This is a genomic window from Actinacidiphila glaucinigra, from assembly GCF_035918135.1.
Classification (GTDB): Bacteria; Actinomycetota; Actinomycetes; order Streptomycetales; family Streptomycetaceae; genus Actinacidiphila; species Actinacidiphila glaucinigra.
Genome location: NZ_CP109144.1, coordinates 1 through 26,329 on the forward strand (window position 1 = coordinate 1; position 26,329 = coordinate 26,329).

Here is a 26,329-nt window from a genome sequence, read left to right on the forward strand (position 1 = left end):
GTGCCAGCAGCTGCGCGCGCTGGAAGTGAAAACCGCCACGCTTCGCGTGGCGGGACGGCCGGCTTCGCCGCCGGAGATCCGCTTCGCGGATCTTGGGGTGCCTTCGGCACCCTGCTGACTTCGCCAGCAGCCGGCGCTGCGCGCCCGTTGAGAGAGCGGCAGGTTCGCTTCGCTCCCTGCCTGAGCCCTCCGGCTTCGCCTTCGGGCTTGGTGCCCGCTGACGCGGGCACGGCTGGCTACGCGTCAGGGGCTCTCGCGTGCTGCCACCTACCGGAGAAGTTGATGTTCCGTCAGGTGGGCTGGTCGCTTGAACGCACCTGACGGGCGGTAAGTGCGGTGATTGAAGGCGGGCCCCGTTCCCGGGCCGCTGCTGGGGTCACCCGATCTAGGGGCCATTCTCCGAAAGGAGGGTTGCATCAAAAGGATCCGGGATAAAGTCTAAAGCTAGGCCCCACTGCCTCCCGGTCGGGCCGAAGGCAAGCGAGAGGCAAGATCTCATGTCGACTCCGAAGCGGCTTCATCCTCATCAGATCGAGGCAGTGGATGCTGCTGTCCGTGCGCTGCAGGCGCCTGCGGATGGGGTGTTGCCTGAGGGCGGGTTGCGGGCTCAGGTCGTTGCGGCCACTGGAACGGGCAAGAGCTTGATCGCGGTGCATGCCGCGCACGAGCTGCGCGCTGAGCGGGTGCTGGTTCTGGTACCTACCCTCGATCTACTCGCTCAGATGGCCGCTGTGTGGCGGGAGGGCGGGCGCACCGGCCAGTTGTTCGGGGCGTGTTCGCTGTCCGAGGGTGAGGCGCTGGGGATGCCGTGCACCACGGATCCTGCCGAGCTGGTGCGATGGCTCGGGAGCGGGGGGCGGGTCACGCTGTTCGCCACGTATGCGGCGGTGGGGCTCGGAGTCCTGGAGCGTGCACACGCGGCGGGGCTGGGGCCGTGGGATCTGGTGGTGGTAGACGAGGCGCACCGTACCTCGGGGGCGCTGGGCAAGCCGTGGGCGGGGGTCCATGACAACGAGCGGCTGCCGGCCGTGCGCCGGTTGTACATGACGGCGACTCCGCGGCTGTGGGAGCCAGCTTCTGCCGGTGACTTCTCTGGTGCCGGTGGGGTTGGGGGGCCGGGTCAGTTGGTGGCGTCGATGGATGACGAGGCTGTGTTCGGGCCCGTGGTGTACCGGCTGACGCTGTCGGACGCGATCGAGCGGGGCCTGATCGCGCAGTACCAGGTCGTATGCGTGGACATCGCCGACCCACAACTGCAGGCAGCCCAGCTGATCGGCCAAGACGCCCGCACCGATACCGTCCGCGGAGCCCGCCTGGCCGCGCTGCAGACCGCCGTGCTCAAGACCGGGGCCGAGCACCGGCTGCGGCGGCTGCTGACTTTTCACTACCGCACAAGCGAAGCCGAGGCCTTCGCTAGCGGCCTACCATCCGTGGCCAAAGCCCTGTGGGAGAGCGACCCCGAGGCGTACCCGGAGCCAGGCTCGGTCTGGGCGCAGTGGCTGTACGGGGAGCACAAGCCGGCCCACCGGCGCCAGGTGCTGGGTGAGTTCACCGCCGGTGCCACCGCCGAGGGGGCGGTCATGGAGCGGTGCGTGCTGGCCTCGGTGCGGGTACTCGGTGAGGGCGTGGACACCAAAAACTGCGATGCGGTGGTCTTCGCGGACGTGCTCGGGTCCACGGTCGACATCGTCCAGGCCGTCGGCCGGGCCCTGCGCATGCAGCCAGGCGAAGGCAAGACGGCCTCCCTGGTCGTACCCGTCTTCCTCAGCCCCGGCGAAGAACCCGACGACATGCTCTCCTCGCGCTCCTACGAAGGCCTGATCAAGGTGCTGACCGCGCTGCGCGCGCATGACACCGAGGCCGTCGAACAGCTGGCCACCCCACAGGCGGCATCCCGGCGGAAGCCGACTGCGGTGGCAGATGGTGGAGGACAGGGCGCGGTAGGAGCGGTCAGTGCGCCGGCAGGTGGGCTGCTGTCGTTCTCCACCCCGCGCGATCCCGCACAGCTGGCGGCGTTCATCAGCCTGCGAGTGCTGAAGCCGGAGACCGAGTTCTGGCGGCGCGGCCTGCAAGCCGCCCTCGCCTACCACGGCGACCACGGCGACCTGCGCGTCCCCTACGGACACCGCACCCCCGACGGCTTCCCCCTAGGCGTGTGGATCGCCACCCAACGCCAGACCCACACCCGCGGCCGCCTCGACACCGAACGGGTCCATCAACTCGACGAGCTCGGCATGATCTGGAACCACGCCGACATCGCCTTCACCGAAGGCCTGGCCGCCGCGCGGGGTTGGGCCGCCGAACATGGCCACCTCCTCCCGCCCACCGACGCCACCTGGCAGGGCTACCCCCTCGGGCAGTGGCTGAAGAACCAGCGCGCAGCAGCCCGCCGCAGCAGCAGTACAGCCGGTGCTGGGAAGGCTGCGGGGCTGGACCGGGAGCGGCGGCGGGCACTGGAAGAGATCGATCCCGCCTGGTGCCCCGCGTGGCCGGTGGTGTGGCAGCGCTGCTTCCACCTCGCCCGCACCTACCGCACCGCCGGCGGCGCACTACCTGAGCGGGATGGTCAGCTCATCATCCAAGGCGAAGACATCGGCCGCTGGGTCCAAGCCCAGCAAACCCAATGGGGCACCCTCAGCGCGGTCCAGCAATGGCTCCTGACCGAGATCCTCGGCTTCACCACATCTGAGGACAAGCAGGCACCAGGCTCAGGGGCGCCGAGGCCGAAGCGCACCCGGGCGCAGATCTGGGCCGCCAACCTCACCGCCGCCCGTCAATACGCCGAACGGGAGGGACACCTCAACGTTCCCCGATCCCACGTCGAGGAAGTCGACGGCACCGATCACACCCTCGGCATCTTCATCGCCAACCAACGCGGCCGCCGTGCCAGCCTCGCCCCTGAGCGGATCGCAGAGCTCACCGCACTCGGCATGCGCTGGGTTTAGCGTGAGTCCTCCCTCCTCGGTTGATGAGTGACGTCACAGGCCAGGTCCGGCCGCGGTGTCGGCGCCACCTGAACCGTTCCGGGTATGATCGAGACTCTAGGTTGTGACTGTGACCTGGGGATTTGCGTTCTGTTGGTGGTAGGCGGCTTCGTATTCTGCGGGCGGGACGTGGCCGATCTCACCGTGCAGGCGGCGGTGATTGAACCAGTCGACCCACTCGGCGGTGGCCAACTCGACCTCGGAGAGAGTCTTCCAGGGCCGCCGGGGCTTGATCAGCTCGGTCTTGAACAGGCCGATCGCCGACTCCATCAGGGCATTGTCGTAGGCGTCGCCGACTGAACCGATGGATGCCGCGATGCCTGCCGTATCCAGGTGTTCGGCGAGCTTGAAGGACGTGTATTGCGACCCGGCGTCGCTGTGATGCACCAACTCCCCGGCGACATGGCGATGGCCCTCGCGGTCACGTTGCCACAACCCCATCTCCAGTGCGTCCAGTACCAATTGGGTCTCCTTGCTGGTGGCAGCGGACCAGCCGACGATGCGGCGGGAGAAGGTGTCGACGACGAAGGCGACATAGACGGTGCCGGCCCAGGCCGCGATGTGCGTGAAGTCGGCCACCCAGCACCGGTTCGGGGCCGAAGCCACGAAGTCGCGGTCAAGAAGGTCCGGTGCCCGCTCGGCCGCGTGGTTCTGGATCGTCGTGATGACCTTCTTGCCGCGGACTGCCCCGGTGATTCCCAGTTCCCGCATCAGTCGCTCGACGGTGCAGCGGGCCACCCGATGACCCTGTCGCTGTAGGTGACGCCAGATCTTGCGAGCCCCGTAGACGCGGTAGTTGGCATCGAACACCGCCTGAATCAGCACCTTCAACTCCGCGTCTCGGTTGGCCCGTTGCGAAGGTGGGCGACTCTTGGCTGCGTAGTAGGTGGAGGGGGCGATGCTGAGACCGTGCTCGGTGAGCACGGTGCAGATCGGCTCGACGCCGCCGAAGCGGTTCCGGTACTCGTCGATGAACGTCACGAGCGTGTGTGTGGCCGGTCGAGCTCGGCCGCGAAGAAAGCCGACGCGGCCTTCAGAATCTCGTTTGCCCGCTTGAGCTCGGCGTTCTCCTTGCGTAGGCGCTTGAGCTCGGCCGACTCCTCCGTCGTGGTGCCCGGCCTGGCACCACTGTCGATCTGGTCCTGGCGGACCCACTTGCGCAGCGTTTCGGTCGTCCCGATCCCCAGTTTCGCCGCAACCGCCTTCATCGCGGACCACTCCGTGTCGTACTCGGGCCGCACCTCGGCGACCATGCGGACCGCGCGCTTGCGCAGCTCAAGGGGATAAGGGGAAGGACGTGCCATGACTCGATCCTCTCAAATGATCGAGTCCCCACCGAACCCGGAACGGTTCAACCCTCTTCGTGTGTCTCGTAGAGGAAGACGCCTAGTGTCGATGCTGCGCCAACTGCCAGGCGAGCGTGGCGCGACGTAAGGCGTTGGTTGGCCTGTGCTTTGGATTTGCCGTGCCCCGTACCGTAGGCGTTACGCAGCTCGGCGGCGCCCTGAACGAGTTGAGCCAGGTTCATCATCATTCGCTTGAGCGTGTCTGCTGCGGGGGCAGAGGCATCAAGCTGGCCTGGTTGAAGATGCAGACACTTGGTCGTCTTGCGGACCAAAACTAGAACGTCGTCGCTCTTGGCGTGGGGTTCCTGCTGTTCATCGAGGATCGTCTTGCAAATGCTTTCGATGAACTCCTTTGCCGTCCCGATCGCAAGTTCGGGCTCCGCAGAGATCGCCGCTTCCATGCGCGTGACCTGTTGCGCAATGTACTCCGCGTCCAGGCGGGTGGCTGCAGCATGCGCGTGGCTGATCGCGCTGTTGGGGAGGCCGCCCAGCAGCGTGGCTGCATAGACCGGGCGTCCAGACATGCTCCCCTGCGGCTCAAGAACCCATCCATCACGCCGAAGGATCTCGTTGAACGCGGAGACCATAGTCTCAGCGTGTTCTGGAGTAGCGCGCACCACTGGGTGCACCATCTGCGACAGGAAGCCCAGGAGCTTCTCGTCGGGACCCCCGTCTAGCTCGAAGCGGGCATCGGTAAGTACCCACTCCTCAGACCAGTCGTAAGGGTTCCTGTAACGATGTTGCTGGATATCCTCGCGGGCAGTGCTGAAGCGGTAGTCCTCCGACGGCAGGGCATCTAGGTCGTACAACCGTGAGAGGAAGGCAATCTCGTCCAAGCGCCCATGCCAGGCCAAGCCCGAGGTTCTGATGTAGTCGAAGAGATCACGACGGGTCACCCGTGTGATCCGGTGCCCCGGGCCCGGTCGATCTTCAGCAGGCGTAGTCATCGGCTAATCATCGTGGGCTTGCCCTGTCGCCGCCGCAGGTTTTCACCAGAGCTGTCACCAAATCTCCGCCTAAGCCGAGGTATGCCGAGTCCCCCATGGAGCGAAGGTCTGATACGTGATCTTCAATTCGTCCAGATGAGAGCTCACTTCGGCGTGCTTGGAGTAGGGGTAGGCGATCGTCAGCAGTTTCCGGGCGCGGGTGATGGCAACGTAGTAGACGCGGAGCATCTCGTTGGTTTGGGTGTGGTGGAGCGGGTTCGCCCAGGCTTCGAGGAGGTCGGTGACGTCCTGGGGGCGGGAAAGGTGGATGAGGACTGCTTCGGCTTCGCTGCCTTTGGCTTGATGGACGGAGGAGCTGCGCATCGTGGTCGGCGTCGCTTCGTCGTCGGGTGTGTCCAGCAGGCCGATCAGGGAGCGGATGGGCTTGTCCAGGTCGGCATTGGCCAGGTATGGAGCTGTAGGGGTGGCGAGTTCGGTGCCAGGAGTGGGCAGTTGGGCCTTCAGTACTGCTCGTGCTTGGCTGCGCCAGATTCTGGCGGGCGAGGTGTCCACCGGGGGTAGTTGAGACAGCAGCATTCCCGCGCGCCTACGCATCAGCCCGGCCGGGATGTCGCGCTGGGCGAGGGTTTCCGCGACCGGGCCGTCTGCTTCGGGATACCAGTACGCGCTCAGAAATGTGGTTGCCATGGCCAGCGCGTGGGCGCGGGCGGTGGAGGTCGCGTCGTCTGATGCGAAGACAGCGGCACACCAGGCCAGGGCGATGGTGCTCGGTTCCTTGGGCAGGTGAGGGGCAGGCTTGGAGCGGGCCTTGGGGATGGCGCTGTTGCGGTAGGCCACGGCCAGGCAGTCAGCGGCGTCGATGCCCTCCTCCGCGGCCCTGTCCAGGAACGCCTCGCTGGCTGCTTGGGCGTCAGGGAGCCCGGAGGGGTTCTTGCGGTTGCTGCCGTAGGGCAGCAGGAGGACTGGGGTGGTGTGGGCGTGGTGCTCCCCCACGCACAGGTCCGGTGTCTGTCGTGGGGCCGGGCGCAAGGTTGCGGCAAGTTCGCAGATGGGTGGGCTGCTGCGCCAGTTGCCGTTCAGTTCAAGGTCGTTGTTGATGGCGCTGGTGAGGGTGTGGAGGTCCGTCGGGCGGGCGTCGTTCCACTCGTAGATGCCCTGGTCGGTGTCGGCGACGATGACCAGAGGGATGTCGGCACCGTGCAGGTGGCCGAGGATGGCGAGGTCGAGTGCGGAGCAGTCCTGGGCCTCGTCGACGACGATTTCGAAGAAGCGCTCGCGAAGCAGGTCGGTGACGGCGGGGTTTCTGACGTGGTCGAGTGCAGCGATGCGGAGTTCGTGACCGGTCATGTAGCCGCGGGTCTGCCAGAGGAACTCCTGCTTCTTTTCCGCTTGGACGATGAAGTCCTCCGCCGTCATGGCGGCGTTGTGGAGGTACTTGTCCGGTTTGGGCCAGGTGACGAGCGTCTGCCGGGTGGAAGGGTCGTAGGTGAACTTGAAGGCCGACAAGGGTACCTTGCGCTTGCCCCAGCCGACGACGGCTGAGGGGACCTGGTCCCAGGACAGCACGTGCTGCCACGGCGGCGTGGCCGGGAGGAAGGGACGGACCAGGTAGCGCCACAGGAAACTGTCGAAGGTCCCGATGTAGTGGGGAAAGGACGTCAGGTCGGGGCGGTTGCCGGAGCAACGCTCGCGTAGTTCGTCGGCGGCGACGTTGGTGAAGGAGATCAGGGCACGGCCGGCGCGTCGCGGGCCGGGTGGGGTGAGGCAGTGGCGGTCCACTAGAATCCGGGTTCTGCCTGCTCCCGGGCACGCGCGGACGAAGACGGGGGCCGCGGCGTGGACGGCCTGTTGCTGTTGGTGGAGGGCGTGGTTGCGCTGAGCCTCGAGGTTGGTCATGCGGCGTTCTCGTCCACTCCTGCGATCCAGCGGATGGCTGTGGCCAGGTGGTCGGGCACCACAAAGCCGTCGGGCTTTTCGCTGAGGCGCTCGGCGAGGCGGTAGGCGTAGTCGCCCTTCGGCAGCTTGATCTGGGAGGTGAACAGGTTCCCGAACGCAGCTGCCTGCTCTTGTGGAGTGGTGGCGTCCTGTACCGGCTTCCAGTGGTGCTGGGATCTGGGGCGGAGGTCGAAGAAGACCTCGGCGAGCAGGTCGTGGTTCTCGGCCCGCATCAGTTCCGGTTCGAGGGTCGGCTTGCTCTCCGCGATGTGGAAGGCGCTGGACGGCACGTCCCACTCCTGCAGGTGTCGTGCCAGGTAGGTCGCGCGGTTGAAGCCGACCTCGAGGGCCTCGTCGTCGCTCGCAGGATCGGCGGCCTCTGGCTCGCTGGCCGCGGTCTCCTCGGTGGACTCGTCGTCGTCGGAGTCCTGGGCGCTTTTCCTCTTGCGGGGATCCTGGTCAGTGATGAGAACGACGCGATCGGCGATCCGGACGCCGTCCACGTCGGCGAGCAGCGCGCGCATGTAGGGCTTGAAGTCCACTCCGTCGACGGCGACGATGCAGCTTCCGCGGAACACGGCCTTGGCTCGTCTGCGGTCGGCCTCGTCCGCGATGGCGCCCAGGACGATGTTGGCGAAGGCCGGCATCAGCAGGGCCTCGGCCAGGCCCTCCACCAGGACCACCCGGGTGCCGAAGAGCATGGCGCTCTTGGTGATGTCGAGGTAGCGGTCGAGCTTGGCCGGTTCGTGCTTGGCGAAGGGAATCGCTGCTACCGGTACAGCAGCAGTCGTAAACGCAAAGGCTGCAGGCGGCGTCGGGACGCCGCTGTCACCTTGGTTCGCGGCTTGCGGACTGGAGGGCGCGAGCACTCCCGCATCCGCTTGCGCCGGCACGGTGGCTGGTGCTGCTGGCTTCGGGTTGGGTGTGCGACATCGTTTGAGGACCACCAGGTCCTTGACCGTGGTGGCCGCGGCCAGCACCGGGGAGTGTGTGGTGATCACGACCTGGATCCGGCCGAGCGGGGTTCCCTCGGCTTCCGGGCGCGCCTGCTGTGATTGCAGGGCCTGGGTCTTGAGATGGTCAAGCAACAGGTTCTGCAGCTGGGGATGGAGATGGGCCTCGGGCTCCTCGACCAGAAACAGCGTGAGGTCGGCGCCGCGGGCCGCTTCAAGTTCGGCCAGCACGGTGGCGATGTAGAGCAGGTTGGCGTAACCGAGGCCGGAGCGGGCGATGTCCTCGACCGCCAGGCCTTCATCGCCCATACGCGTGCGCAGTGCCCGGGCGATCGACACCAGGGTGGGGTCGGCGAACGACAGTCCCATGTGCTGGGGGTGCGCGCCGGCTGTGAGCAAGGCGAGGGGATCGTTGATGCGCTTACGGGTGGCCTCGATCTTGTCGTGCTGCTCCAGGCCACGGAAGTGCTCGGCCTGCTCCTTCTCGAACTCCTTGATGGCCTCTTCGGCGCCCAATTCCGCGGCAAGGATCAATCGCAGCCGGTTACCGGCGCTTGAGGCCAGTTCCTGTTGGGCGTTGCGCATGGGGGGCAGGTAGACATGCCGGATCGTACGGCGCGCCTCAGGTTCCGGGTCATCCAGGAGCCGGCCGGCTGACCACACCGGTCGCTGCGGCCGGGTGTCGGCGGCAGGGCGCGCAAACTGAACGGTGTAACGGGCGCGGTGGCCACCCAGCAGGCCAGGCTCGTCCGCTGCGGGCACCAACGCCTGCAGGTGTGTGGCAGCCTCGGCAGCTTCCATGCCGCCGTAGACCGCAGTGAGCTCTGCCCCGGCCTCGGCCCACGGGTGAACGTCCTCGGCCTCCCACCATCTGCTGCGCCGCCCATCAAGCGGATCGGTCAGCAGCCGGAGCGCATCGATGAGATTCGACTTGCCGGCATTATTCTCCCCCACCACCACCGTGACACCCTGCCGCAGCGGAACATCCGCACTCAACAACGACTTGAAACCCTTAGCCCTGACCCGCCCCAGATACAACATCCACCCCTTATCTCCCGGCGAACACTACAAGGGGTGGTCGAACCACAAGGCACAAACCAGCAAATCCGGGGCGTTAGGTACCGCCCCTGTCTCGCCCCTGATGGTCCGGTCCGGTGATGCTGTTTCGAACTGGCACCACGCCCGCAGGGGTATGGGCTGCCTCAGGCCGAGGTCCACGCGGCGGCATCCTAACGCCGCGGATTCTGGAAGGATCATCGCGAGCGCGCAGCCAATGGTGGGGGCACAGAGTGAGGATCAGCAGGATCACGGCACAAGGCTTCTTGTCGTTTGCCGAGTTCGACTTGGACTTGGACCAGGGCCTGACCGTGGTCACCGGCCCCAACGCTGCGGGCAAGTCGAACCTGTGCCAGGTACTTAGCGCTGTATCCGCGGTCCTGAATCGCCACCTCGAGCCGAAGCAGCGCGACCTGCTCTCCCTGTACGAGCAGGCCGGCCACCACGGGGCCCCCACCTTCACGTTGACGGTCTCCTTCGAAATGGACCAGCCATGGGAACAGAAGCTGGTCACGGACTTCGTGAAGGCCTCGTACATCAGCGTCGCCTGCAAGAAGTACGACGGGATGGGCCCCAGCACTGCCGAGGTGGAGGAGGCCGCCGAAACCCGCATCACCGGGGACTCAGTGGCCGCACTGTTCCAAGGCACACTGCGGTTGGACTTCGACTCACACAGACGCAGTGGCTGGTCCTGCGCCTGGCAGTTCATCTACGGCGGGGACCCCTTCCATATCCAGTTGGAGGGCCCCTGGCCGGAGCAGCTCCGCCCCGGGGCAGCCCAGGGCTGGAAGACCGTCGCCATGGAGCAGGTGACCGAAGACCCTCCGCCCGAACTCGTTGATTTCCCGCGCATCTTGGACCGGCTTGAGCAGCCGGTCATGTTCAACGTGCCCACGCTCAACGACGCGTACAGCCCTCGGCCCGTCTCCATGACCGCGCTCGCCCAAGCGCTGCAGCTGACCGAGCAGCATTCCGTACCCTTCGTCGCGGTGCTCGGCAAGATCTGGGCCGCGGGCGTCTCGGTGACCGTCAATCGGCGCCTGCCCGCGCGCCGGAACTTCTCCCTCAATGAACTGGCGAGCGCGCTCGATCTGAGCGACGGCAGCCAGGTGTCCGCCGAGTTGTACAGACTGAAGAACGGTACGCGTGAACAACGCGAGGGCTTTTGCAAAGCCCAGAAGATCTTTCACACCATCACCGGGGCCCACCTGGAAGTCCAGGCATCCCCCGAGACGGACGGGCTGGCCATCGATGTCGTGATCGACGCCGGCCGTGGTGAACGCCGTGCTGAATTCAGCGGAGCAGGACTGCAGGAAGTCGTCTTGCTGGCGGCCCTGACAGCAGGTGGGTCCGGCCGCGTCATCGTTCTAGACGAACCGGCGGTCCAACTGCATCCGACCATGCAGCGACGCATCGCCACAACTGCCCTGCGTGACGTACAAGCCCTCCTGATCACCCACAGCGCGGACCTGGTCCCGGTAGTCACGGAAGCCGATCTCAAGCGCATCGTCCGTCTAGCCCCCGGGCCGGACGGAGCGACCATTGTCCGGCGCGCCCCGGCCAGGGCCGCCTCGGACCTGGCTGGCTGGATCCAGAACCTAGCCGCAGCTGACACCAGGGCCCTGCTTTTCGCCCGGGCGGTAATCCTCTGCGAGGGCGCGTCGGAGACCGGCGCCCTGGGCCAATGGTGGAACACCGACACCCAGCTGGGACCGGAAGCGGCCAACATCCCCCTGCTGGATGTCGGAGGCCAGAACAACTTCGGCGGCTACATCAAGTACCTATCCGCCTTCGGTGTCCCATGGGCAGTCGTCGCCGACGGGCCAGCCCTCCGCAACACCAGCGCACTCGCCAAACAACTAACCAAGCAGCAGCTTCGCCCCCTCAACCCTCCCGACGACGCAAACGACTTCACCGCCTGGACCGATTACTGGAAAGCCGCAGGCGTGTTCACCCTCGCCGACCAGTTCGGCGACGACCGCAGCAAGTCCGGCGAACTGGAGGCGTACCTGCGACGCCTGGACCCCCAGATCCTCGACCAGGCCCAGAGGGACACCACCAGCAAGCCGCGGGTGGGCGCCCTCTTCGCTACCCGCTACCCCCACGGAACCCCACCCGAGGTAGCCGCGCTGTACAAGGACGTGGCCGCGCACCTGGGTCTCGACTGACGCCCCCGCGTGCACTCGGAGTCTTCACTGCTACTGAGGTCCTGATGAGTGCTTTGTAGCCGCGGTGGCAGCGGTCCAGCGTGGTCCCCGACAGGTCGGACCCGGGGAGACGAGCCCTGCGGGCTCGTGGAGGGGCAGAAGTGGGTGCCACTGCAGTGAGTAAGGCAAGATCGACATGCCCGCCGGTGGTGGCCATCACATGGGACATAAGTTCTCCGGCAGCGGATGGCATCAGTAGGGGGGCTGTTTGTAACGGCCTGGGCTGCGGAGGTGTAGGGGGCTCACCGGCGCGGGTACGGTTCCCGCCTGGCTGCGGCTGACACTGTGGCCATGGGGGTGGGGGGTGGGGAGCTGTCCGAAGAGAGCCTGGAAACGTATCCGGCTATGCCAGTCGGAGGGACGAGCCCGTCGTGGAGCGGCGTGAGCCGGGTGACCCGGTTCCTGTGCGCGGCCGCCTACAACCATCGTGAGTCGTTCCGGGCCGGCATCCTGCAGCGTCTGACGCTGCCGACCGAGCGTTTCCTGCCGCCCGCTTACGGGGTGGACCCTGGGGCGGTGGCGTGGCATTGCGTCCGGGCGCAGCGGCTGGATGCGGCGCGGGAGCTGGCGGCGCTGGCTGTGCTGGCGGCGGCGTTGTGGGTGGAGCCGGTGTCAGCCGCTTTCGTGGTCTACGTTGCCACGGCGCTGCGCTTGCGGAGCTACTGGCGGCAGCGGCTACGCCTACATGTGCCGAAGCCGTCGGGTGTGAGGCAGTTGGCGGTGCCAGCCCTGACGGTGATCGTGGCGTTGTCTCTTGCCGTCTATGCGGCATTGCTGGTCTATGCGGTGTGGTCCGGGCTGGGCGGACGGGTGCCGTGGCTTGCTGCGTCGTCGGCTCCGGCCGTTGCCGCTCAGGCGGCCGGCACGTGGGTGCTCGTGGGACTGCCGGCCGGGTGGGGCGTGGTGGCGGCTGCCGAGCGGAGGGTTCGCCGGCGGCGCTGGCAGGAGATCCGCACCCCGAAGCGGCTCGGCCCACCGGAGACCCGGGGGTTGTGGGGCGTGATCGAGACGTCCACCGCCCGGGGCTTGCGCCGATTGTCGCAGCTGGAGCAGGTCACCCACGTCGAGTACGCCGACGATGCCTTCTACGGTGCCGGCGACGAGCTGGAACAGTTTCCGCCGTGGTCGTTCGCCACACAGTTACGGCGCCGCACGCCCCCCGCACCGCCGGATGCCGGCGCCGGGCATCTGCGGCTGGTCAAACCGCCCGAAGACAGCGGACCGCTGCTCAGCCACACCGAGGTCATCGACGCCATCCGTGAAGGCATGCACCGGTTCCGGGCCGGAGAGGCCAGATCCGGCGCGCGCCTGCAGCAGCTCACGATGCGGGACTACGTCTTCGCACCCCAGGGCCACCCAGCACTGATCGCCAAGCGACCGGCCGGGGACGTCCTTGCCGACGAGGACGAAGAGGCCCGGCACATGCTCGGCATCCGCGTCGGCAGCTGGGAGGAGGACCTCAGCACCACCACCTTCGTACGAGCCACCACCCACGGCGACATCCTCTACCTGGAAGTCTCCGTGCGGGTCCTCCTCCCAGTACAGAACAAGTACCGCTGGTCGATCCGCACCATCGACGCCGGCATGCTCAGCGCGCTGCGCTCGATTCCCGGCGACATCCTGCTCGCCGTGCCACGCCACACGTGGCAGCTCGCACGCCGGTTTCGCCTGATGTGGGGGAAAGAGCCGGAGCCCGCAGAGCGCAGCGCGGCCCAGGCCGAAGGCTGGGACGTGCCCGCGCCTCCCCTGCACATCAACTCGCTGCGCGAGCAGGTCGCACAACCAAGCCCGCAGAACCTCTTCCAGCGCCCGGACATCGAGCGGTACGTCAAAGCCGTCGAGCACCGCCTCATCTCCTCCGTCCAGGACCTCCTGGAACGCAAGAACTTGGAAAGCGACGAGTTCACCGCCCGCGTCAGCCAGGTCTTCAACACCGGCGTAATCATCAACGGCGGCGTGCAAAGCGGCTCCATCGCCAGCGGCCACACCGTCGCCCAGACCAACCAAACCAACGTCCAACCCAGCACCCCCTCCAGCCCGCAGACTGGCACCGCCTCCAGCCCACCGCCCGCCTGACCTGCTGCGCTGCAAGCACCCCTGCTACGAAAGGACACCCATGGCCACACCGGACGAGCACGGCTTCATCGGCGTCAACATCTCCGGCGGCACCCAGCACGGCCCCATCGCAGGCGGCTACCACGTCCAGCAGACCAACCAGACCATCCACATCAACGACGAAGCCGTCCAAGCCATCCGTGACCACATCGCCGCCATCCGACAGGCACTCCCCCAGCACCACGACCCCGCGGTCCAGCAAGCCGTCTCCACCGCCCTCGCCCACGTCGACGACGCCTTCACAGCCCCAGGACCCGCCGACCCCCAAACCTTCCTGCGCCGCCTCCAAGCCGCCGGGCTCTTCCTCACCCGCACCATCGAAACCCACCCCGCAGCCACCGCCCTGCTCGCCCAACTCATCCCCCTCGTCACCGCCGTCGCCGGAAGCGCGTAGAACAGCAAGGTTGAAACAACACGGCCGACGCTCACCGATGGCTGCATGCTCCGCCTCCGGTACAGGGCCAGGAACGGGGTGAGGGCGTCGATGAGAACCCGTACCTGCAGCAGAGTGCCGTCAGTGGCGGCTTCCGGTGCCTGGGCAATGGCGCGGGCGACGACTGCGAGCAGTGCGCAGAGGCGGCCGTCGGCGGCTGCCTGCGGGAGGTCCCGCAGGGATGGAGGTCCATGCCTCACCCAACGACCCACCCCGCCGCGCGCCCAGCGGGCGCTCGCAGCAGCCATGACCCGATCCAGCGGCGCGGGCAACGGGACGCCTCGGCGATCAGCAGTCTTGGCGGACTATCCGATCAACTTCGATCCCGTTGCCCACGTTGCAATCGACGCCGAAACCCCTTGCCACCAGCGCAAATCCGTTAGCTACCCGGCCTTGGGGCCAAGGCCCCATCTTCCCTATCTGGAGGACCCGGCAACGTTCTGGTGCGCTTGAGGACTTCATACACCGTCAGGCAGCGTCAGAGGAGGGCGCAGCCTGGACCACGGCACTCAGGTAGTTGTCTAGGGCTTGGAGGTGCTGTGTCAGGACGGTGACGCGTTCCCGCAGCCGGTCCCGCTCCGCGGTGATCCGGCTCACGAATTCGGGGTCGCCGTACTGAGAGCACGCTGCGGCAGCCAAGCACGGGAGAACATCCCGGATGATCTCTGTGGTCAGCCCGGCTCCCAGCAGACCGCGGATCTGCTCAACCCTCTGCACAGCCGCCTCGTCGTAGGACCGGTAACCGTTCTCCTCACGAAGTGGGGCGAGAAGACCTTGCTCCTCGTAGTAGCGCAAGAGCCTTGTGGAGACGCCGACCTGCTCCGAAAGCTCCTTGATCCTCATCATTGCTCTTGTTGCCTGACATACATGTGAATCTCCTCAGATGGCGCCCCGTTGGAAGGAGGCTCTGTGGTCACGCGGCTCGTGCTCGGGCGGAGGACTCCAGGGCCGTGGCGAGCTGTTCCCTGTACTGCGCGATGGCCGCCGCACGGTTTGCTGTCAGTGCTCCTACGAGCCGTCCGTCGCGGTAGTAGGCGACGTTCAGCCGCCGCCGCTCGATGTCCACTTCCCGAGCCTCAGCTTCATCGGCCTCCCGCGGAAGACCGACTGCCCGGAAGCGGACGCCGAACTGAGTCGACCAGAAGGACGCGACGGGCCGGTAGATCGCCGGAGCGTGCGGGTAGAGAAGCGTGTGAGCCGCGGTCCGCGCCTGCTCCACCGCGTTGCTCCAGTGCCCAAGGTTCACCAAGCCCGAAGCGTGCGGATGAGGAAAGCGCGTGACATCACCCGCGGCGACGATGCTGAGATGCGGCCGACCGTTCGTTCCCACAACGCGTGCGTGAGAGTCGGTGACCAGGCCTCTGTCCAGCCTCAGGCCCGAGGTGGAGAGCCAGTCGGTATGGGGTGTGGTCCCCAGCGCCAGGACCACGGTATCTGCGTTCACCTGACGTGCCCCGTTAAGGGTGACCGAGGTGACGCGCTGACGTCCCTGCAGCGCGGTGAGCGTGGCGAACGGCACGAGGGAGACACCTGCCGTGCGGTGGAGTTCCGAGAGGAACGATGCCGCGTCCTCACCTATGACGCGGTGCAGTGGCGCGGGCCCCTGGAAGGTGAGGGTCACGTCGTGCCCCAACTCTGCGGCAGTCGCCGCAGCTTCGGTCCCGATGAATCCGCCGCCGACGACGAGGATGCGGCGCGGCCTCGTGCCGAGGTCTCGCCGCAGCGCTGTGGCGTCATCGAGGGTGCGGAGGGTGTGGACACCCGTGGCGGGGAGGGGGGATGGCCAGCGGAGTGCCCCGACGCCAGTGGCGATGACCAGACCGTCATACGGGACGCTCTGGCCAACGTCCAGGTGCACCGTACGCTCGCTGGGGTCGAGGTGGACTGCTCGCCGACCGTAAAGTTCCGTCAGTCCGAGAGCAGCCGTATCCGTCAGGGCCAGCGACGAGTGGTTCGCGTCAGAGGTGAGGAATCCTTTCGACAGGGGGGGTCTGTCGTAGGGGCTGTAGGGTTCCTCGCCGATCAGAGTGATGGGACCGACGTGTCCGTACTCGCGCAGGGCTCGCGCCGCGTTCAGCCCGGCGAGCGACGCACCGACGATGACGATACGCATCGGCTGCGTGGTCATCGTGTGGGCCCAGGGTTATTGCCGGTTGCGGCCTCCGGGTGTGCGCCGCCCTCGGTGGTGCGCTCGATGCGGATCGCACGCACGGGACATGCTGCCGCGGCGGCGACGACCTTGTCGTACTGGGAGACGTCAGGAGCCGGCTCGTAGACCAGGACGTCGTCCTCGTCGAAGGCAAACACCTGCGGTGCGGCGAAGACACACTGTCCGTGGCTCTCGCACAGGCCCATGTCGACGATCACTTCGAGGCTGGTGACGGGACGCTCAGGCATGCGCTTGTTCCTTCACTCGGTCGGGGGGTTGAAGCGGGAGAATTGAGGCGCACTCCAACGCAGCGGAGAGGCGTGGCCGACGCGGACAAGCTTTTCGACGGTGAAGTCCACGACTCGCTGTGCTCCTGGCAGAGCGGCCACGTGGTCCGGGTCCCAGTCCACGGATGCTGTGCCGGTGAGGTGCAGGAGGGTTCCTGTGGTCCAGTCGGGGATCAGCAGCCCTGCACGGGGATTGACTTCGAGGTTACCCAAGGTGTTGAACATCGAGTTGCCGACGTAGTCGGGCCAACGCAGGTGATTGGGTCCCAGGGCTTTGAGGAAGCCTGGGTTGCCGCCGCGGTGGGAGGCGTCGGCGTTGCCGACCGTGTCTGCTGAGGCGATGAAGAAGGTGTCCGTGCTGTGGACGAGGGTGATGTCCTCGGGGGTGAGCCCGCTGCCTTCGAGTGGATCGTCGGGGGTGGCCGACTGCCAGTGCGGCACCCTTTTCTGAATGTACTTGGGGCAATTGGCGTAGATCTGCTCGAGCTCGATCTCCAGGCCGTCCCGGGCGGGGCGCGCTGTGCCGTTCATGCGCATGCGCCGCCGCGTGCCGGGTTCTATGGCGATCATGCCGAGGCGGGCCGGTTCGGCGAGTGTGCGGTACAGGGGGTCGCTGTCTGAGAGTGTGGCGGCGACGCTCACAGAGGAGGGGCCGCTGACGGTGATGAATCCGGGATCTCCCGTCAGGAGAGACGACCAGACTTCCCCTCGTCTGTTGGCTGCGCCGATGAAGAGCACAGGCTGCTCGGCCAGGAAGGCCTGGGCCGCGTGCGGGATCTCGGTCATGATTGCGGCGGAGACAGCCTTGGCCATCTCTCGAAGGCCGGCTCTGTTCTGCACAGCTAGTTCGCCGCGGTGATACGGCTCCATGTCTGCTCCTCCCGATGTCGGCGTATTACGTGCTGCCGGCCCGTCGTCGACCCGTGCGGGAAGATCCCGCGGACCCGCGCGAGGGTGCGTACTGGGAGTCGGTGCTCGCTCATATGTAGGTGGTCTCGGTGCGCCGGGAGGCCCACACCCGGCGACTCGGTGCAGGCTGGAGCCTCCCGGCGTGATGGCCTCTAGAAGAAGCCGCAGGTCGGCTCCTGACCGGCCGGTGCGGGTGCACCTTCCGCGCCGGTGGGCACGTAGAGCTCCAGGCGAATGCCGTCGGGGTCGCGGAAGAAGATGCCGCCCGAGGTGGCGCCCTCGGCGTGTGCTGCGACGCCGTCATAGACGAAGTCCGTGTTCAGCTCTCGCAGTACCGCCTCGGTCGCGGCGATCTCCTCGAGAGTGTCTACCTGGAAGGAGAGGTGGTGAAGGCCGGCGGTTCCGGTGGCGAAGCCGTCCTCGCTCTGCTGCCACAGCGTCACAACGATCTCCTCGCCGCGGCCGAGGAACGCCCATCGGCGGCTGTCCTCCTTGCCCTCGGCAAGGGTCTCGAAGCCGAAGACCCGGGCGTAGAACGGAAGCGATCGGTCGAGGTCGGTGACGCTCAGGCCGATGTGGCCCGTCTTGAGGGTGGCAGAGGACAGAGAGGTAGTCATGAGGTTCCTTACACGAAGTGGATGCATCTGACCGGAGCGTGAGCCGCTCCGCTCACCTAACCGGTCAACTTTAAGTTAACGGTTGCACGATCGAGTGTCAACCCTTAAAACTCTCTTTACAGGTGCAAGGTTCGGCTGTGTGATGGCATGGTCCCCGAACACGAAAGGGCACACCGCATGAACGCTCATCCCGCCCACACGGCCGACGCGGACCCCCGCCCACTTCTTGGGGAACCCCTGCCGCTGGACCTGCTGAACACGCGCTGGATTGACGACAGCGGTGCCCACGACCTGTTGGAACGCCCCGGCGGGCTCACAATCTGGCTCTCGTCCGCCGGCTTCACCGACGATGCGCCCGACACCCAGGAAACCCTTGGCGCTCTTCTCGCCACACGGACCGCATTGAGCTCCCTCGTGACCAGCGAAGGACCCGGCCTCGAACGAGCGAGGGAGATGCTTAACGACACGCTTGCTCACGGACGTATTCGGCGCCTGCTGGGGACGACAGGCCCGGAAGCCGTCGTAGAGACCGACACCCCCGGCTGGCTCGCCGCGTGGCGCACCGCCGACCTCTACCTGCGCCTGCTACAGGAAGGGGCCGACCGCATCCGCAAGTGCGCCAACCCCGAGTGCCCTCTGCGGTTCTATGACACGACGAGGAACGGACGCCGTCGGTGGTGCTCTATGACAGCTTGCGGCAACCGCGCCAAGACCCGCCGGCACTACGAACGCCACCAGGGCAGTCTGAGGCAGAGCAGGACCCGCTGAAGTTGCCACCCCGCGACCCCGCCCCGTGTTCCGTCACCATCGGCTTCAGCGCTACAACCATCTTCCAGGACATCCGGCCGGACAATGCCGATCGCTGTCCCGCTCCTGCGACCCACCATAGGGACAGGCCACAGCCACGGCTGCAAGGACCGCAAAGGTGGCTCCTGCCTGAAGTGATACAGCCCAACGCTCAGGCCCCCGGACCGGCCTCCAGCAGGAATGACACTGCCTGGACTGCAGTAGAGGTCAACTTTCTGCCAACCACCAAAATACCGTTTCACGGTTACAGAAACGAGAGACGCTTCCCTTCCATCGCAGAGTCCCCGTGTCCGAACGCGCCTTCCATGTTGCGGCCGACCCACTCTGCAGCACACGGCGACCAGCTCCCCTCGTCCGACTCGTGCGGGTACCCAAAGCGCCACTGCATGTCACTGCTTAGAGCTCGTAACGCGGTCATGTGAATCGTCTCTGGTGAGCGTGTCCGGTGCGACGATCCCGCCGTTCGTGGGGTGTGAGTAGCAAGCCGCGGATCGTGGATGATCAGTTGTGGTCGCTGGTCGAGCCACTGCTGCCGAAGTGGCCGGAGCGGTCGCCGGGGCCGCGCCCGGTGGACGACCGCCGGTGCCTGCGGGGCGTCTTGTTCGTCCTGTACACCGGCATCACGTGGCAGCAGCTACCGATGGAGTTGGGCTTCGGCTCGGGCCAGACCTGCTGGCGGCGCCTGGGGCGGTGGCGCGAGGCCGGCGTCTTCGAGGCCCTGCATCAGAGACTTCTGGCCGAACTGAACGCGGCCGGACAGATCGACTGGTCGCTGCGCTTGCGTGGACGCCTCCCACGTGAAGGCGAAAAAGGGGGCGATGCGACCGGCCCGTCACCGGTCGCTCGAGGTAGGACCGGCAGCAAACACCACGTGATCTGCGACGGCAAAGGCACCCCTTTCACGGTCATTACCACCGCGGCCAACGTCAACGACGTCACCCAGGCCCTCGCCCTGGTCGACGGCATCCCGCCCGTCGCCGGCCGCCCAGGACGCCCCCCGCAGCCGGCCCGACACGCTCCTCGGCCACAAGGCCTACGACAGCAACCCCCTTCGCCGAGAACTACGCAACCGCCGGATCCAGCCGGTGATCTCCCGCAAGGGCAGCACGAACATCCAGGGCCTGGGCACACTCCGCTACGTCGTCGAGCAGACCTTCGCCCTACTGCACCAGTTCAAGCGCCTCGCAGTCCGCTGGGAACGACGCCCCGACCTCCACGAAGCCCTGGCCTCCCTGGCCTGCGCACTCATCTGTTGGCGGCGGCTGAGGCATCGATAACCCCCAGGCAACCGTGTGCACGACAGGACATGCTAGAGATCAGCGGTGACTTTCTACGAAGACTTGAGCCCCTACTCCGAGGAGCCGGAAGACACCTTCTGGGAGGGCGAGGGCACCCGCGTGGTGACCTTCACCCCCCGTTACACGCGGATCAACGTCGGCTGGCTCGCGGCCGACCACCCCTTCGACGTCGGCTCACCCCCTCCCGGCTTCGAGGAACAACTCGACCGCATCCTGCACGGCCAGTACGTCAACGCCGCCCTGGGGACGCACCCGTGCGAACTGTGCGACATCGCAGAAGACGACACGCCTCAAGCACCCCGCGGCAGCAGCGAGATCCGCGTCCCGGCATCACCCACCGAGGTCTTCGCCGCCCCCTTCCTCATCGGACACTACGTACAGGCACACAGCTACCTCCCGCCGAGGCCCTTCGTCGATGCGGTGCTGGCTTGCCACGACACCTGGCGCAACGGACCCCCGGCCCCCTGGCTCCCTGACGACGCCCAGCGACTCGACTTCGAGGCGGACGACTGAGCAAGATCGCGTTACGAGCTCTTGGGGAGACGGTCCAGATAGTCATCGATGGCCTGGACGTTCTTCGCCAGGCAAGCGAGGCGCTCGGCCATGCGGCTGCGCTCTTGCCGGACTCGACTCACGAAGTCGGGGGCAGGGTACTGACAGTTCGCTGCCTCGGCCAAGCAGGGCAGCACAGCCCTGATGATCTCAGTCGTCAGGCCCGCATCCAGCAAGCTGCGAATTTGCTCGACCCTCGCAACTTGGGATTCCTCGTAGTCCCGATACCCGTTCTCCTCGCGCCTCGGCCGTAGGAGGCCCTGCTCCTCGTAGTAGCGCAGCAGCCGGGACGATACGCCTGTCCGCTCGGACAGCTGCTTGATCCTCATCACAACTCCTTAGCGACGATTTGCCTTCTCGCTGGTGTCAAGGTTGGAGGGTAGTCGAGCCACCGCGACCGCGGAGCCCGACGTGAGCCCGGGGCCACGTCGCCCAGCTCTGACCTGTAGGAGATCTGCATGGCCGTTGCAGAATTGTTCGAACCACTCACTCTCGGTCACGGTCCGGCGATGAGGAACCGATTCATGCTGGCACCGCTCACGAACCAACAGAGTGAGTATGACGGATCCGTGTCGAAATTCGATCAAGACTGGATGGAGCAGCTCGCACAAAGCGGCTACGCCCTGATACAAACCGGTGCCGCTACAGTCGAGGCCAGCGGCATTGCATATGAGCGGCAGTTGGGCATCCACTCTGATGAACATTTGCACGGGCTGACGCAGATAGCCACCGTGATCCGCGCCGGAGGCGGCCTCTCCGCGGTGCAACTGCATCACGCAGGGCATCGCGCCAGTCCAGAATTGGGGGGAGTGCCGGCACCGGCTTCCAGCCGCACACTTCCGGGCGTCAAAGCGCTGACAACGGACGAGGTAGAGCGAATCCGCGACAGCTTCATTGCAGCAGCGAGAAGGGCAGAGCTGGCAGGCTTCGACGGCGTCGCGCTCCACGGTGCTTTCGGCTGGATCCTCTCAGAGTTCATGTCCCCCCTCCTCAACGACCGCACCGACAAGTACGGTGGCAATACCGAGAACCGGGCTCGCCTCACGATCGAGGTGATCGAAGGGATTCGCAGGGAATGCGGCCCGGACTTTCAGATCGGTTGGCGCTTGTCAGTCGAGCGATACGGGCTGTTCCTGGAGGAGCTGCGCGAAATAACCGCTGAGATTCTCGACCGAGAACTGATCGACTACCTTGACCTGGCCCTGTGGGACTCAGCCCAGATCGTGCGAGAGGGAGCCTTCAGCGGGCAGACGATGCTCAGTGTCTTCACGAGCCTTCCCCGGAAGGGTGTACGGGTGGGAGCAGCGGGCAAGATCATGAGCGCCCAGCGTGCAGGGCAGCTACTTGATGAAGGTTGCGACTTTGTGCTGATCGGTCGTGCCGGAATTCTCCAGCGAGACTTTCCCCTGCAAGTAAAGAAGAACCCGGTGTATGACAGCCCAGAGCTGCCGGTCAGGGCGCAGTACCTGCGTGACGGAGGAATGAGCGAGCGCTTTATCAACCACATGCGGGGATGGCCGAGCTTCGTTCAGCGCTTCAGCGTGTGAGGGGAACCCCATATCGGGGACTACACTTCCGTGCCCGGCGTTCGCTCATCGGCCGGCCGTGCGAGCCTCCGTCCTTGATCTCGCCTGGAGAAGTGCAAGACGCGTTCACCATCGTCGACGAAGCCCAAGCGTGGCCGGGCCCGAACTAGAACACGCTGGGGGCGCCGACTCCGATATGGGCGGCAGAGACCAGTTAAATTGTCGACTAAACCCCCGTTCAGGGCATTACCCCCATGTTGGACGGTGTCCTGAGGTCATTCCATCCCAGAAGATGTGAGGAGGTACAGCAAATATGCATCGCCTTCAGCCGCTCGCTAACGGTCTTCACACAGATCATCCCGTCCCCGGGATACCTTTCGTCGACGACAGCCACATTCCGATCCACGATCCCGCCGCCATAGAGGCCGTCATTTGCCGAGAAGGCGGCGCCTCAATGGGCCGCTGGGAGCGAATGAACGAGGCTCAAGGAGCGTGGCTCGCCTACACGGCCGACCCGCTCCGCCCGGAGCTTGCCTGGGCCGTCCGCCACCATCCCGAGCACGGCCGCACGGTTCTGCTGCTCCTCACCAAGGACGCGCCCCTCTGGCACAGCAGCTGGAGGGGGCCCAAACTCCTGTTCCGCCAGGGCGGATACTGGTGGGACGGCACCACCTGGTACCGACCGGACCAGGCATGGGACGCCACCTGTAAGCACTTTTCCCTTCGGCCGGTCCCGGACGCGACCACCATCACCGCCGCCGACATCCTCGACGAAAACGCCCGCACCGATGGCGGCCGCCTGTTGGACGTCTACAGATTCGATCCGGAAGCAAAGCCACCAGATTCGTGGAATGAGCACTTGGCCATGTGGGCCTCACAGCGAGCCGCCGACGACCGTCCTCTCTCGCAGTGCGTGGTACGACTTTCCGCGCCTGAGCTTCCCGCCGACCAGCTCATTGGGGTACCAAAGATGCCGAAGATCGGACACATCGTGGCTCCGACGCTTCGCACGTACATCGCCCGCATCCAACGAGAGCTGCCCGCAGGTGACGGCTGATGGCTGCAGCGGGCGTGACGGAAGTTACGCCAGCGTTGAGGGTGGCCATGCCTCGTGACGGGATACCGCAGCCGGGCGTGCGCCCGGTTTCGCGATCTTTGCCGGGCGGTGAGCTCCTTGCGGGGCGGGCGTCTGGTCGGCGTGGCGAAGGTGGCGACGATGCGATGGGGGCGGGCCGCGGTGAGGTCGTGGGTACGGCCCGGAAGGGTGTGGGAGATCCAGACGATCTCGCCTCGCGGGTGGGTGATGACCTGGATGTTCACGCCGTGGCGGCGGTGCTTGCCGGAGTAGTCGGCGCGTCCGTCGCCGACCCGGTCGCACTCGGCGAGCGTGCCGTCCACCCGGGCCAGGTGCTGCGGTTCCCCGACAGTGGCCATCAGCCCTACCTGCAGGACCTAACCGGCTTCAACAGAGCGATCGGCCACTTCCTGGACTCGTTCGCGGAGGGGCCAAAAGCCTTCCTGCACCGTCGACACCTTGATGATCAAGGCGCCGCCATCACTACGAGACCGGAAGACACAGCTCAGCTGTGGTTCCGAGACATGATGTTCAGCTTCCCGGGCTCGGCCTGCCGCGTAAAGCGGTTCCCCACCGGACCACAACTGTCACTTTCCAGGACCCCTTGCATTAAACCACCAAAATGATGTTTACTGGTTTGGTATCTGGGTTGCAACGAGTGGAGGGTCGAACAATGCCCTTGACCGGACGGCGATGCGCGATCTCAACCCATCCTGATCGTTCACGCTTCGACACACGCCTCGGACGGAAGCTTTGGATGGCCTGGACCCGCATTCGCCACTCCGGCCTGGTCCTCCAGATCCAACCGCACGACCTCGCTGCCCTGTGGGCTGCGCGCAGGGCAGTTGCTCAGCACGCGTCGCATTGCGGCCTGGCTCCGATTAGCGGCGATGCGGCGCTGCTCGCAACTGAGCTGATCACCAATGCACTTCAGCACTCAAGGGGGCCTGCATTTCTGGCGGTGATACCGCTGAAATGTGGGGTGAGGGTGGAAGTTCATGACGCACTCCCGTCGATGCCTGCCTGCCAGAACAAAGATGCAGACGCCACCTCCGGACGCGGTCTGATACTGGTCGACGCCCTCGCGCAGTCATGGGGCATCGAGAAGAACAGAACCGGTAAACGAGTCTGGTGTGAAATCTACGCATAGATCATGAGCCTTTTCAGCGGGGCCACCGATCGAGTGATGGCCGACTGGGCGTATACCGGTACAGAACGGACGAGGCTCCCCGGCGGTTGAGCGAAACGTCTGACGTCCCAACTCTTCTGCCGGGGAGCCTCGTTGGTTACGTATCCTGCCTGTGAGAATGGAGATGCCGTCCCCGGGGTGCGGTCTGGCCCATATCCTGCCTGTCTCGCTTGTTGAGGGGATGGCGATGCTGATCGTCACTCGGGAGGGTGACCGCCGCTGCAAGCTCCGGCCCTCGCAGCGGGCCCTGGTCGCGCTGGTGCACATACGCAAGCACGACCCAGATCGCGGCCGGCTTCCGGATCAGTGTGGGCACCGCCCACGCCTACGTGCACGCGGTCATCGATCTCCTGGCCCACCGTGCGCCGGGCCTGACCCGCGCCCTGCGCGTGGCGGACGCGGAGTCGTGCTGCAGGGTTCCCGGCGTGCAGGTCGTCGATGCAATAGGGCAACGAGGCGGCCCTGTTCCCCTCGGACGCGCCCACCGAGCCCCCGCAGCTCCTGCCATTGATCAAGGTCTACGGCTTCGTAGAAGATTCGGTGCAGGTGCGCCGGATCCAGCGCGGGGAGCGATCTCACGAAGCCGCGCGCGATCGCGGAGTGTGCGGTCACCCCCACAATCGAGCAGCAACTCCGCCCACCGGCGCCCTCGCCCGGGCGGAGCAGGAGGTCGTAGAGGGCGAGTCTGGCGCTGCGGTCCGTGGAACGAGGGCGAGGAAGGTGTTGACGATCGTCAGCGACTGGACACGCCGGGGCCGACGCGCTGGGAATGCCAGGCCCACAGGTGCTCCCATGGACAGCCCCACGACTACTGGGCGCTCGATGCCGCAATGGTCCCAAGCGGCGCCTATGGCTGCAGGATAGGAGCTGAACGGCACGGCGGTTCCACTGGGCAGTCCATGTCCGGGCAAGTCAAGGGCGATGACGCGGCGGGCGGCGGAGAAATAGCGTCATTGATGGAGCCAGTTGCCGCATCTGCCTCCGAGGCCGTGCAGGAACAGCAGCGGCGTCGGCTGCGCAGCGGCAGGTCCGGCATCTCCCCGATCCGCGATGGCCATGTGCTTTCGTCGGTGTAGTGGAGTCGGTGTCCGTACCATTCGAAGATCATGGTGAAACCCGGGCCGTCCCTGGGGAAGCGCAGTGGCGCATCGCGCTCTCATGCGCCTTCGGATGGGTCGCCGGCCGCAGTGGCCCTGCCCCGCCTGAAGGTACTCTGGTGGCGTTCGTAATGCCGGCGGGTCTTGGCACGGTTGCCGCAGGACGTCATGGAGCACCACCGGCGGCCTCCGTTCTTGGACGTGTCATAGAAGCGCAGGGGGCACTCAGGGTTGGCACACTTGCGGATGCGGTCGGGTCCCTCCTCGAGCAGGTGCAGGTAGAGGTCGGCCGTGCGCCACGCCGCGACCCAGCCGGGAGTGTCGGTCTCCACGAGCGTTTCCGGGCCGGCCGTCCCCAGAAGCCGCCGAATGCGGCCGTGACCGAGTGTGTCGTTGAGCATCTCCCGAGACCGCTCCAGGTCGGGTCCGTCACTTGCCACGATCGAGCTCAGTGCGGTCCGCGTGGCCAGGAGGGCGCCGAGGGTTTCCTGCGTGTCCGGCGCGATGTCGGCAAGGCCGGCGGACGAGAGCCAGATCGCAAGACCACCAGGGCGTTCCAGCAGGTCGTGGGCGCCGCTGTCGTCGATCCAGCGCGTGTTCAGCAGGTCCAGCGGCAGAGGTTCTCCGAGGAGAGGGCGGGGATCCGCGTCAGTGGTGGGGGCTGGATGAGTGTTCATGCGGTGCGCCCTTTCGGGTCGAGGTCCATGCCATCATAACCTGCTAAGAGCATTTCAGCGGTTGCCAGAGCTAGGTCAACCGCTTTCGCCCTGCCACCCTCAAGACGAGCCACGTCGGCCTCAGCGTCACTGACCTCCCGCGTCGTCGTCCTCGTCGCCCAAGCTCTCCA

Annotated in this window: 22 protein-coding genes and 2 pseudogenes; 11 read left to right on the plus strand and 13 right to left on the minus strand. The window is 66.2% G+C overall.

The window, feature by feature from the left end:
* Positions 1 to 497: 497 nt before the first annotated feature.
* Entirely contained in the window at positions 498 to 2,945 is a 2,448-nt protein-coding gene (locus tag OIE69_RS00005; RefSeq protein WP_326569868.1) for a DEAD/DEAH box helicase, read from the plus strand.
* Positions 2,946 to 3,041: 96 nt separating this feature from the next.
* On the opposite strand, the gene OIE69_RS00010 is transcribed toward OIE69_RS00005, so the two are convergent.
* The 4 genes from OIE69_RS00010 to OIE69_RS00025 form a co-directional block, all read right to left on the minus strand.
* A protein-coding gene (locus tag OIE69_RS00010) for an IS3 family transposase (RefSeq protein WP_326569869.1) occupies positions 3,042 to 4,288 on the minus strand; the annotation gives its coding sequence in 2 pieces (ribosomal slippage) (positions 3,042 to 4,006 and positions 4,006 to 4,288; 1,248 coding nt in all).
* Positions 4,289 to 4,335: 47 nt separating this feature from the next.
* Complete coding sequence (locus tag OIE69_RS00015) at positions 4,336 to 5,277, minus strand: abortive infection family protein (protein WP_326569870.1); 942 nt, start codon at positions 5,275 to 5,277, stop codon at positions 4,336 to 4,338.
* A 69-nt stretch (positions 5,278 to 5,346) separates the two neighbouring features.
* Positions 5,347 to 7,173: an ATP-dependent helicase gene (locus OIE69_RS00020; RefSeq protein ID WP_326569871.1), complete on the minus strand. Its 1,827-nt coding sequence runs from the start codon at positions 7,171 to 7,173 to the stop codon at positions 5,347 to 5,349.
* Positions 7,170 to 9,206, minus strand: coding sequence for an ATP-dependent nuclease (locus OIE69_RS00025; protein WP_326569872.1), 2,037 nt, complete (start codon positions 9,204 to 9,206; stop codon positions 7,170 to 7,172). The genes OIE69_RS00020 and OIE69_RS00025 overlap by 4 nt, the downstream gene beginning before the upstream one ends.
* Positions 9,207 to 9,454: 248 nt before the next feature.
* Between OIE69_RS00025 and OIE69_RS00030 the strand changes: the two genes are divergently transcribed.
* The 3 genes from OIE69_RS00030 (at position 9,455) to OIE69_RS00040 (ending at position 13,937) form a co-directional block, all read left to right on the plus strand.
* On the plus strand, positions 9,455 to 11,389 hold the full coding sequence (locus OIE69_RS00030; protein ID WP_326569873.1) for an AAA family ATPase: 1,935 nt from the start codon (positions 9,455 to 9,457) through the stop codon (positions 11,387 to 11,389).
* 420 nt (positions 11,390 to 11,809) lie between these two features.
* The gene (locus OIE69_RS00035; RefSeq protein ID WP_326569874.1) at positions 11,810 to 13,504 is read left to right on the plus strand and encodes a hypothetical protein; all 1,695 of its coding nucleotides are present in this window, start codon (positions 11,810 to 11,812) and stop codon (positions 13,502 to 13,504) included.
* Between the two features lie 40 nt (positions 13,505 to 13,544).
* A complete protein-coding gene (locus OIE69_RS00040) occupies positions 13,545 to 13,937 on the plus strand; it encodes a hypothetical protein (RefSeq protein WP_326569875.1) in 393 nt (130 codons plus the stop codon).
* Positions 13,938 to 14,444: 507 nt separating this feature from the next.
* On the opposite strand, the gene OIE69_RS00045 is transcribed toward OIE69_RS00040, so the two are convergent.
* From OIE69_RS00045 to OIE69_RS00065, 5 genes are all read right to left on the minus strand, one after another.
* Positions 14,445 to 14,822 (minus strand): MerR family transcriptional regulator, encoded by a 378-nt coding sequence (locus OIE69_RS00045; RefSeq protein ID WP_326569876.1) that lies wholly within the window; start codon positions 14,820 to 14,822, stop codon positions 14,445 to 14,447.
* 67 nt (positions 14,823 to 14,889) lie between these two features.
* The gene (locus OIE69_RS00050) at positions 14,890 to 16,104 is read right to left on the minus strand and encodes an NAD(P)/FAD-dependent oxidoreductase (protein ID WP_326569877.1); all 1,215 of its coding nucleotides are present in this window, start codon (positions 16,102 to 16,104) and stop codon (positions 14,890 to 14,892) included.
* Complete coding sequence (locus tag OIE69_RS00055; protein ID WP_326569878.1) at positions 16,101 to 16,373, minus strand: ferredoxin; 273 nt, start codon at positions 16,371 to 16,373, stop codon at positions 16,101 to 16,103. The genes OIE69_RS00050 and OIE69_RS00055 overlap by 4 nt, the downstream gene beginning before the upstream one ends.
* A 12-nt stretch (positions 16,374 to 16,385) precedes the next feature.
* Entirely contained in the window at positions 16,386 to 17,282 is an 897-nt protein-coding gene (locus tag OIE69_RS00060; protein ID WP_326569879.1) for a pyridoxamine 5'-phosphate oxidase family protein, read from the minus strand.
* A 191-nt stretch (positions 17,283 to 17,473) separates the two neighbouring features.
* Positions 17,474 to 17,938 (minus strand): VOC family protein, encoded by a 465-nt coding sequence (locus OIE69_RS00065; protein ID WP_326569880.1) that lies wholly within the window; start codon positions 17,936 to 17,938, stop codon positions 17,474 to 17,476.
* A 177-nt stretch (positions 17,939 to 18,115) separates the two neighbouring features.
* Between OIE69_RS00065 and OIE69_RS00070 the strand changes: the two genes are divergently transcribed.
* The 3 genes from OIE69_RS00070 (at position 18,116) to OIE69_RS00080 (ending at position 20,556) form a co-directional block, all read left to right on the plus strand.
* Positions 18,116 to 18,706 (plus strand): CGNR zinc finger domain-containing protein, encoded by a 591-nt coding sequence (locus OIE69_RS00070; protein ID WP_326569881.1) that lies wholly within the window; start codon positions 18,116 to 18,118, stop codon positions 18,704 to 18,706.
* A 511-nt stretch (positions 18,707 to 19,217) separates the two neighbouring features.
* Positions 19,218 to 20,022 (plus strand): IS5 family transposase gene (locus OIE69_RS00075; RefSeq protein ID WP_326569882.1). Its coding sequence is split into 2 segments (ribosomal slippage): positions 19,218 to 19,739 and positions 19,741 to 20,022, totalling 804 coding nucleotides; the frame shifts between segments, so codons are not numbered across the junction.
* A 45-nt stretch (positions 20,023 to 20,067) separates the two neighbouring features.
* Positions 20,068 to 20,556, plus strand: coding sequence for a DUF7919 family protein (locus OIE69_RS00080; RefSeq protein ID WP_326569883.1), 489 nt, complete (start codon positions 20,068 to 20,070; stop codon positions 20,554 to 20,556).
* A gap of 11 nt (positions 20,557 to 20,567) precedes the next feature.
* Here OIE69_RS00080 and OIE69_RS00085 read toward each other — a convergent pair whose 3' ends face one another.
* Complete coding sequence (locus OIE69_RS00085) at positions 20,568 to 20,924, minus strand: MerR family transcriptional regulator (RefSeq protein ID WP_326569884.1); 357 nt, start codon at positions 20,922 to 20,924, stop codon at positions 20,568 to 20,570.
* Positions 20,925 to 21,053: 129 nt separating this feature from the next.
* On the opposite strand from OIE69_RS00085, the gene OIE69_RS00090 reads away from it, so the two are divergent.
* Positions 21,054 to 22,142: an NADH:flavin oxidoreductase gene (locus tag OIE69_RS00090; protein WP_326569885.1), complete on the plus strand. Its 1,089-nt coding sequence runs from the start codon at positions 21,054 to 21,056 to the stop codon at positions 22,140 to 22,142.
* Positions 22,143 to 22,434: 292 nt separating this feature from the next.
* Positions 22,435 to 23,178: a hypothetical protein gene (locus tag OIE69_RS00095; RefSeq protein WP_326581575.1), complete on the plus strand. Its 744-nt coding sequence runs from the start codon at positions 22,435 to 22,437 to the stop codon at positions 23,176 to 23,178.
* 2 nt (positions 23,179 to 23,180) lie between these two features.
* Here OIE69_RS00095 and OIE69_RS00100 read toward each other — a convergent pair.
* Positions 23,181 to 23,561, minus strand: a pseudogene (locus tag OIE69_RS00100) (transposase family protein); the annotation flags it as partial.
* A 392-nt stretch (positions 23,562 to 23,953) separates the two neighbouring features.
* Here OIE69_RS00100 and OIE69_RS00110 point away from each other — a divergent pair.
* Complete coding sequence (locus OIE69_RS00110) at positions 23,954 to 24,346, plus strand: ATP-binding protein (protein WP_326569886.1); 393 nt, start codon at positions 23,954 to 23,956, stop codon at positions 24,344 to 24,346.
* Positions 24,347 to 24,509: 163 nt separating this feature from the next.
* Positions 24,510 to 24,789, plus strand: a pseudogene (locus OIE69_RS00115) (helix-turn-helix domain-containing protein); the annotation flags it as partial.
* Positions 24,790 to 24,993: 204 nt separating this feature from the next.
* On the opposite strand, the gene OIE69_RS44645 reads toward OIE69_RS00115, so the two are convergent.
* Positions 24,994 to 25,308, minus strand: a complete 315-nt coding sequence (locus tag OIE69_RS44645; RefSeq protein WP_392567642.1) for an alpha/beta fold hydrolase — start codon at positions 25,306 to 25,308, stop codon at positions 24,994 to 24,996.
* 233 nt (positions 25,309 to 25,541) lie between these two features.
* Positions 25,542 to 26,159 carry a CGNR zinc finger domain-containing protein gene (locus OIE69_RS00120; RefSeq protein ID WP_326569887.1) on the minus strand — a complete coding sequence of 206 codons (618 nt, stop codon included), beginning with the start codon at positions 26,157 to 26,159 and terminating at the stop codon, positions 25,542 to 25,544.
* Positions 26,160 to 26,329: the final 170 nt, after the last annotated feature.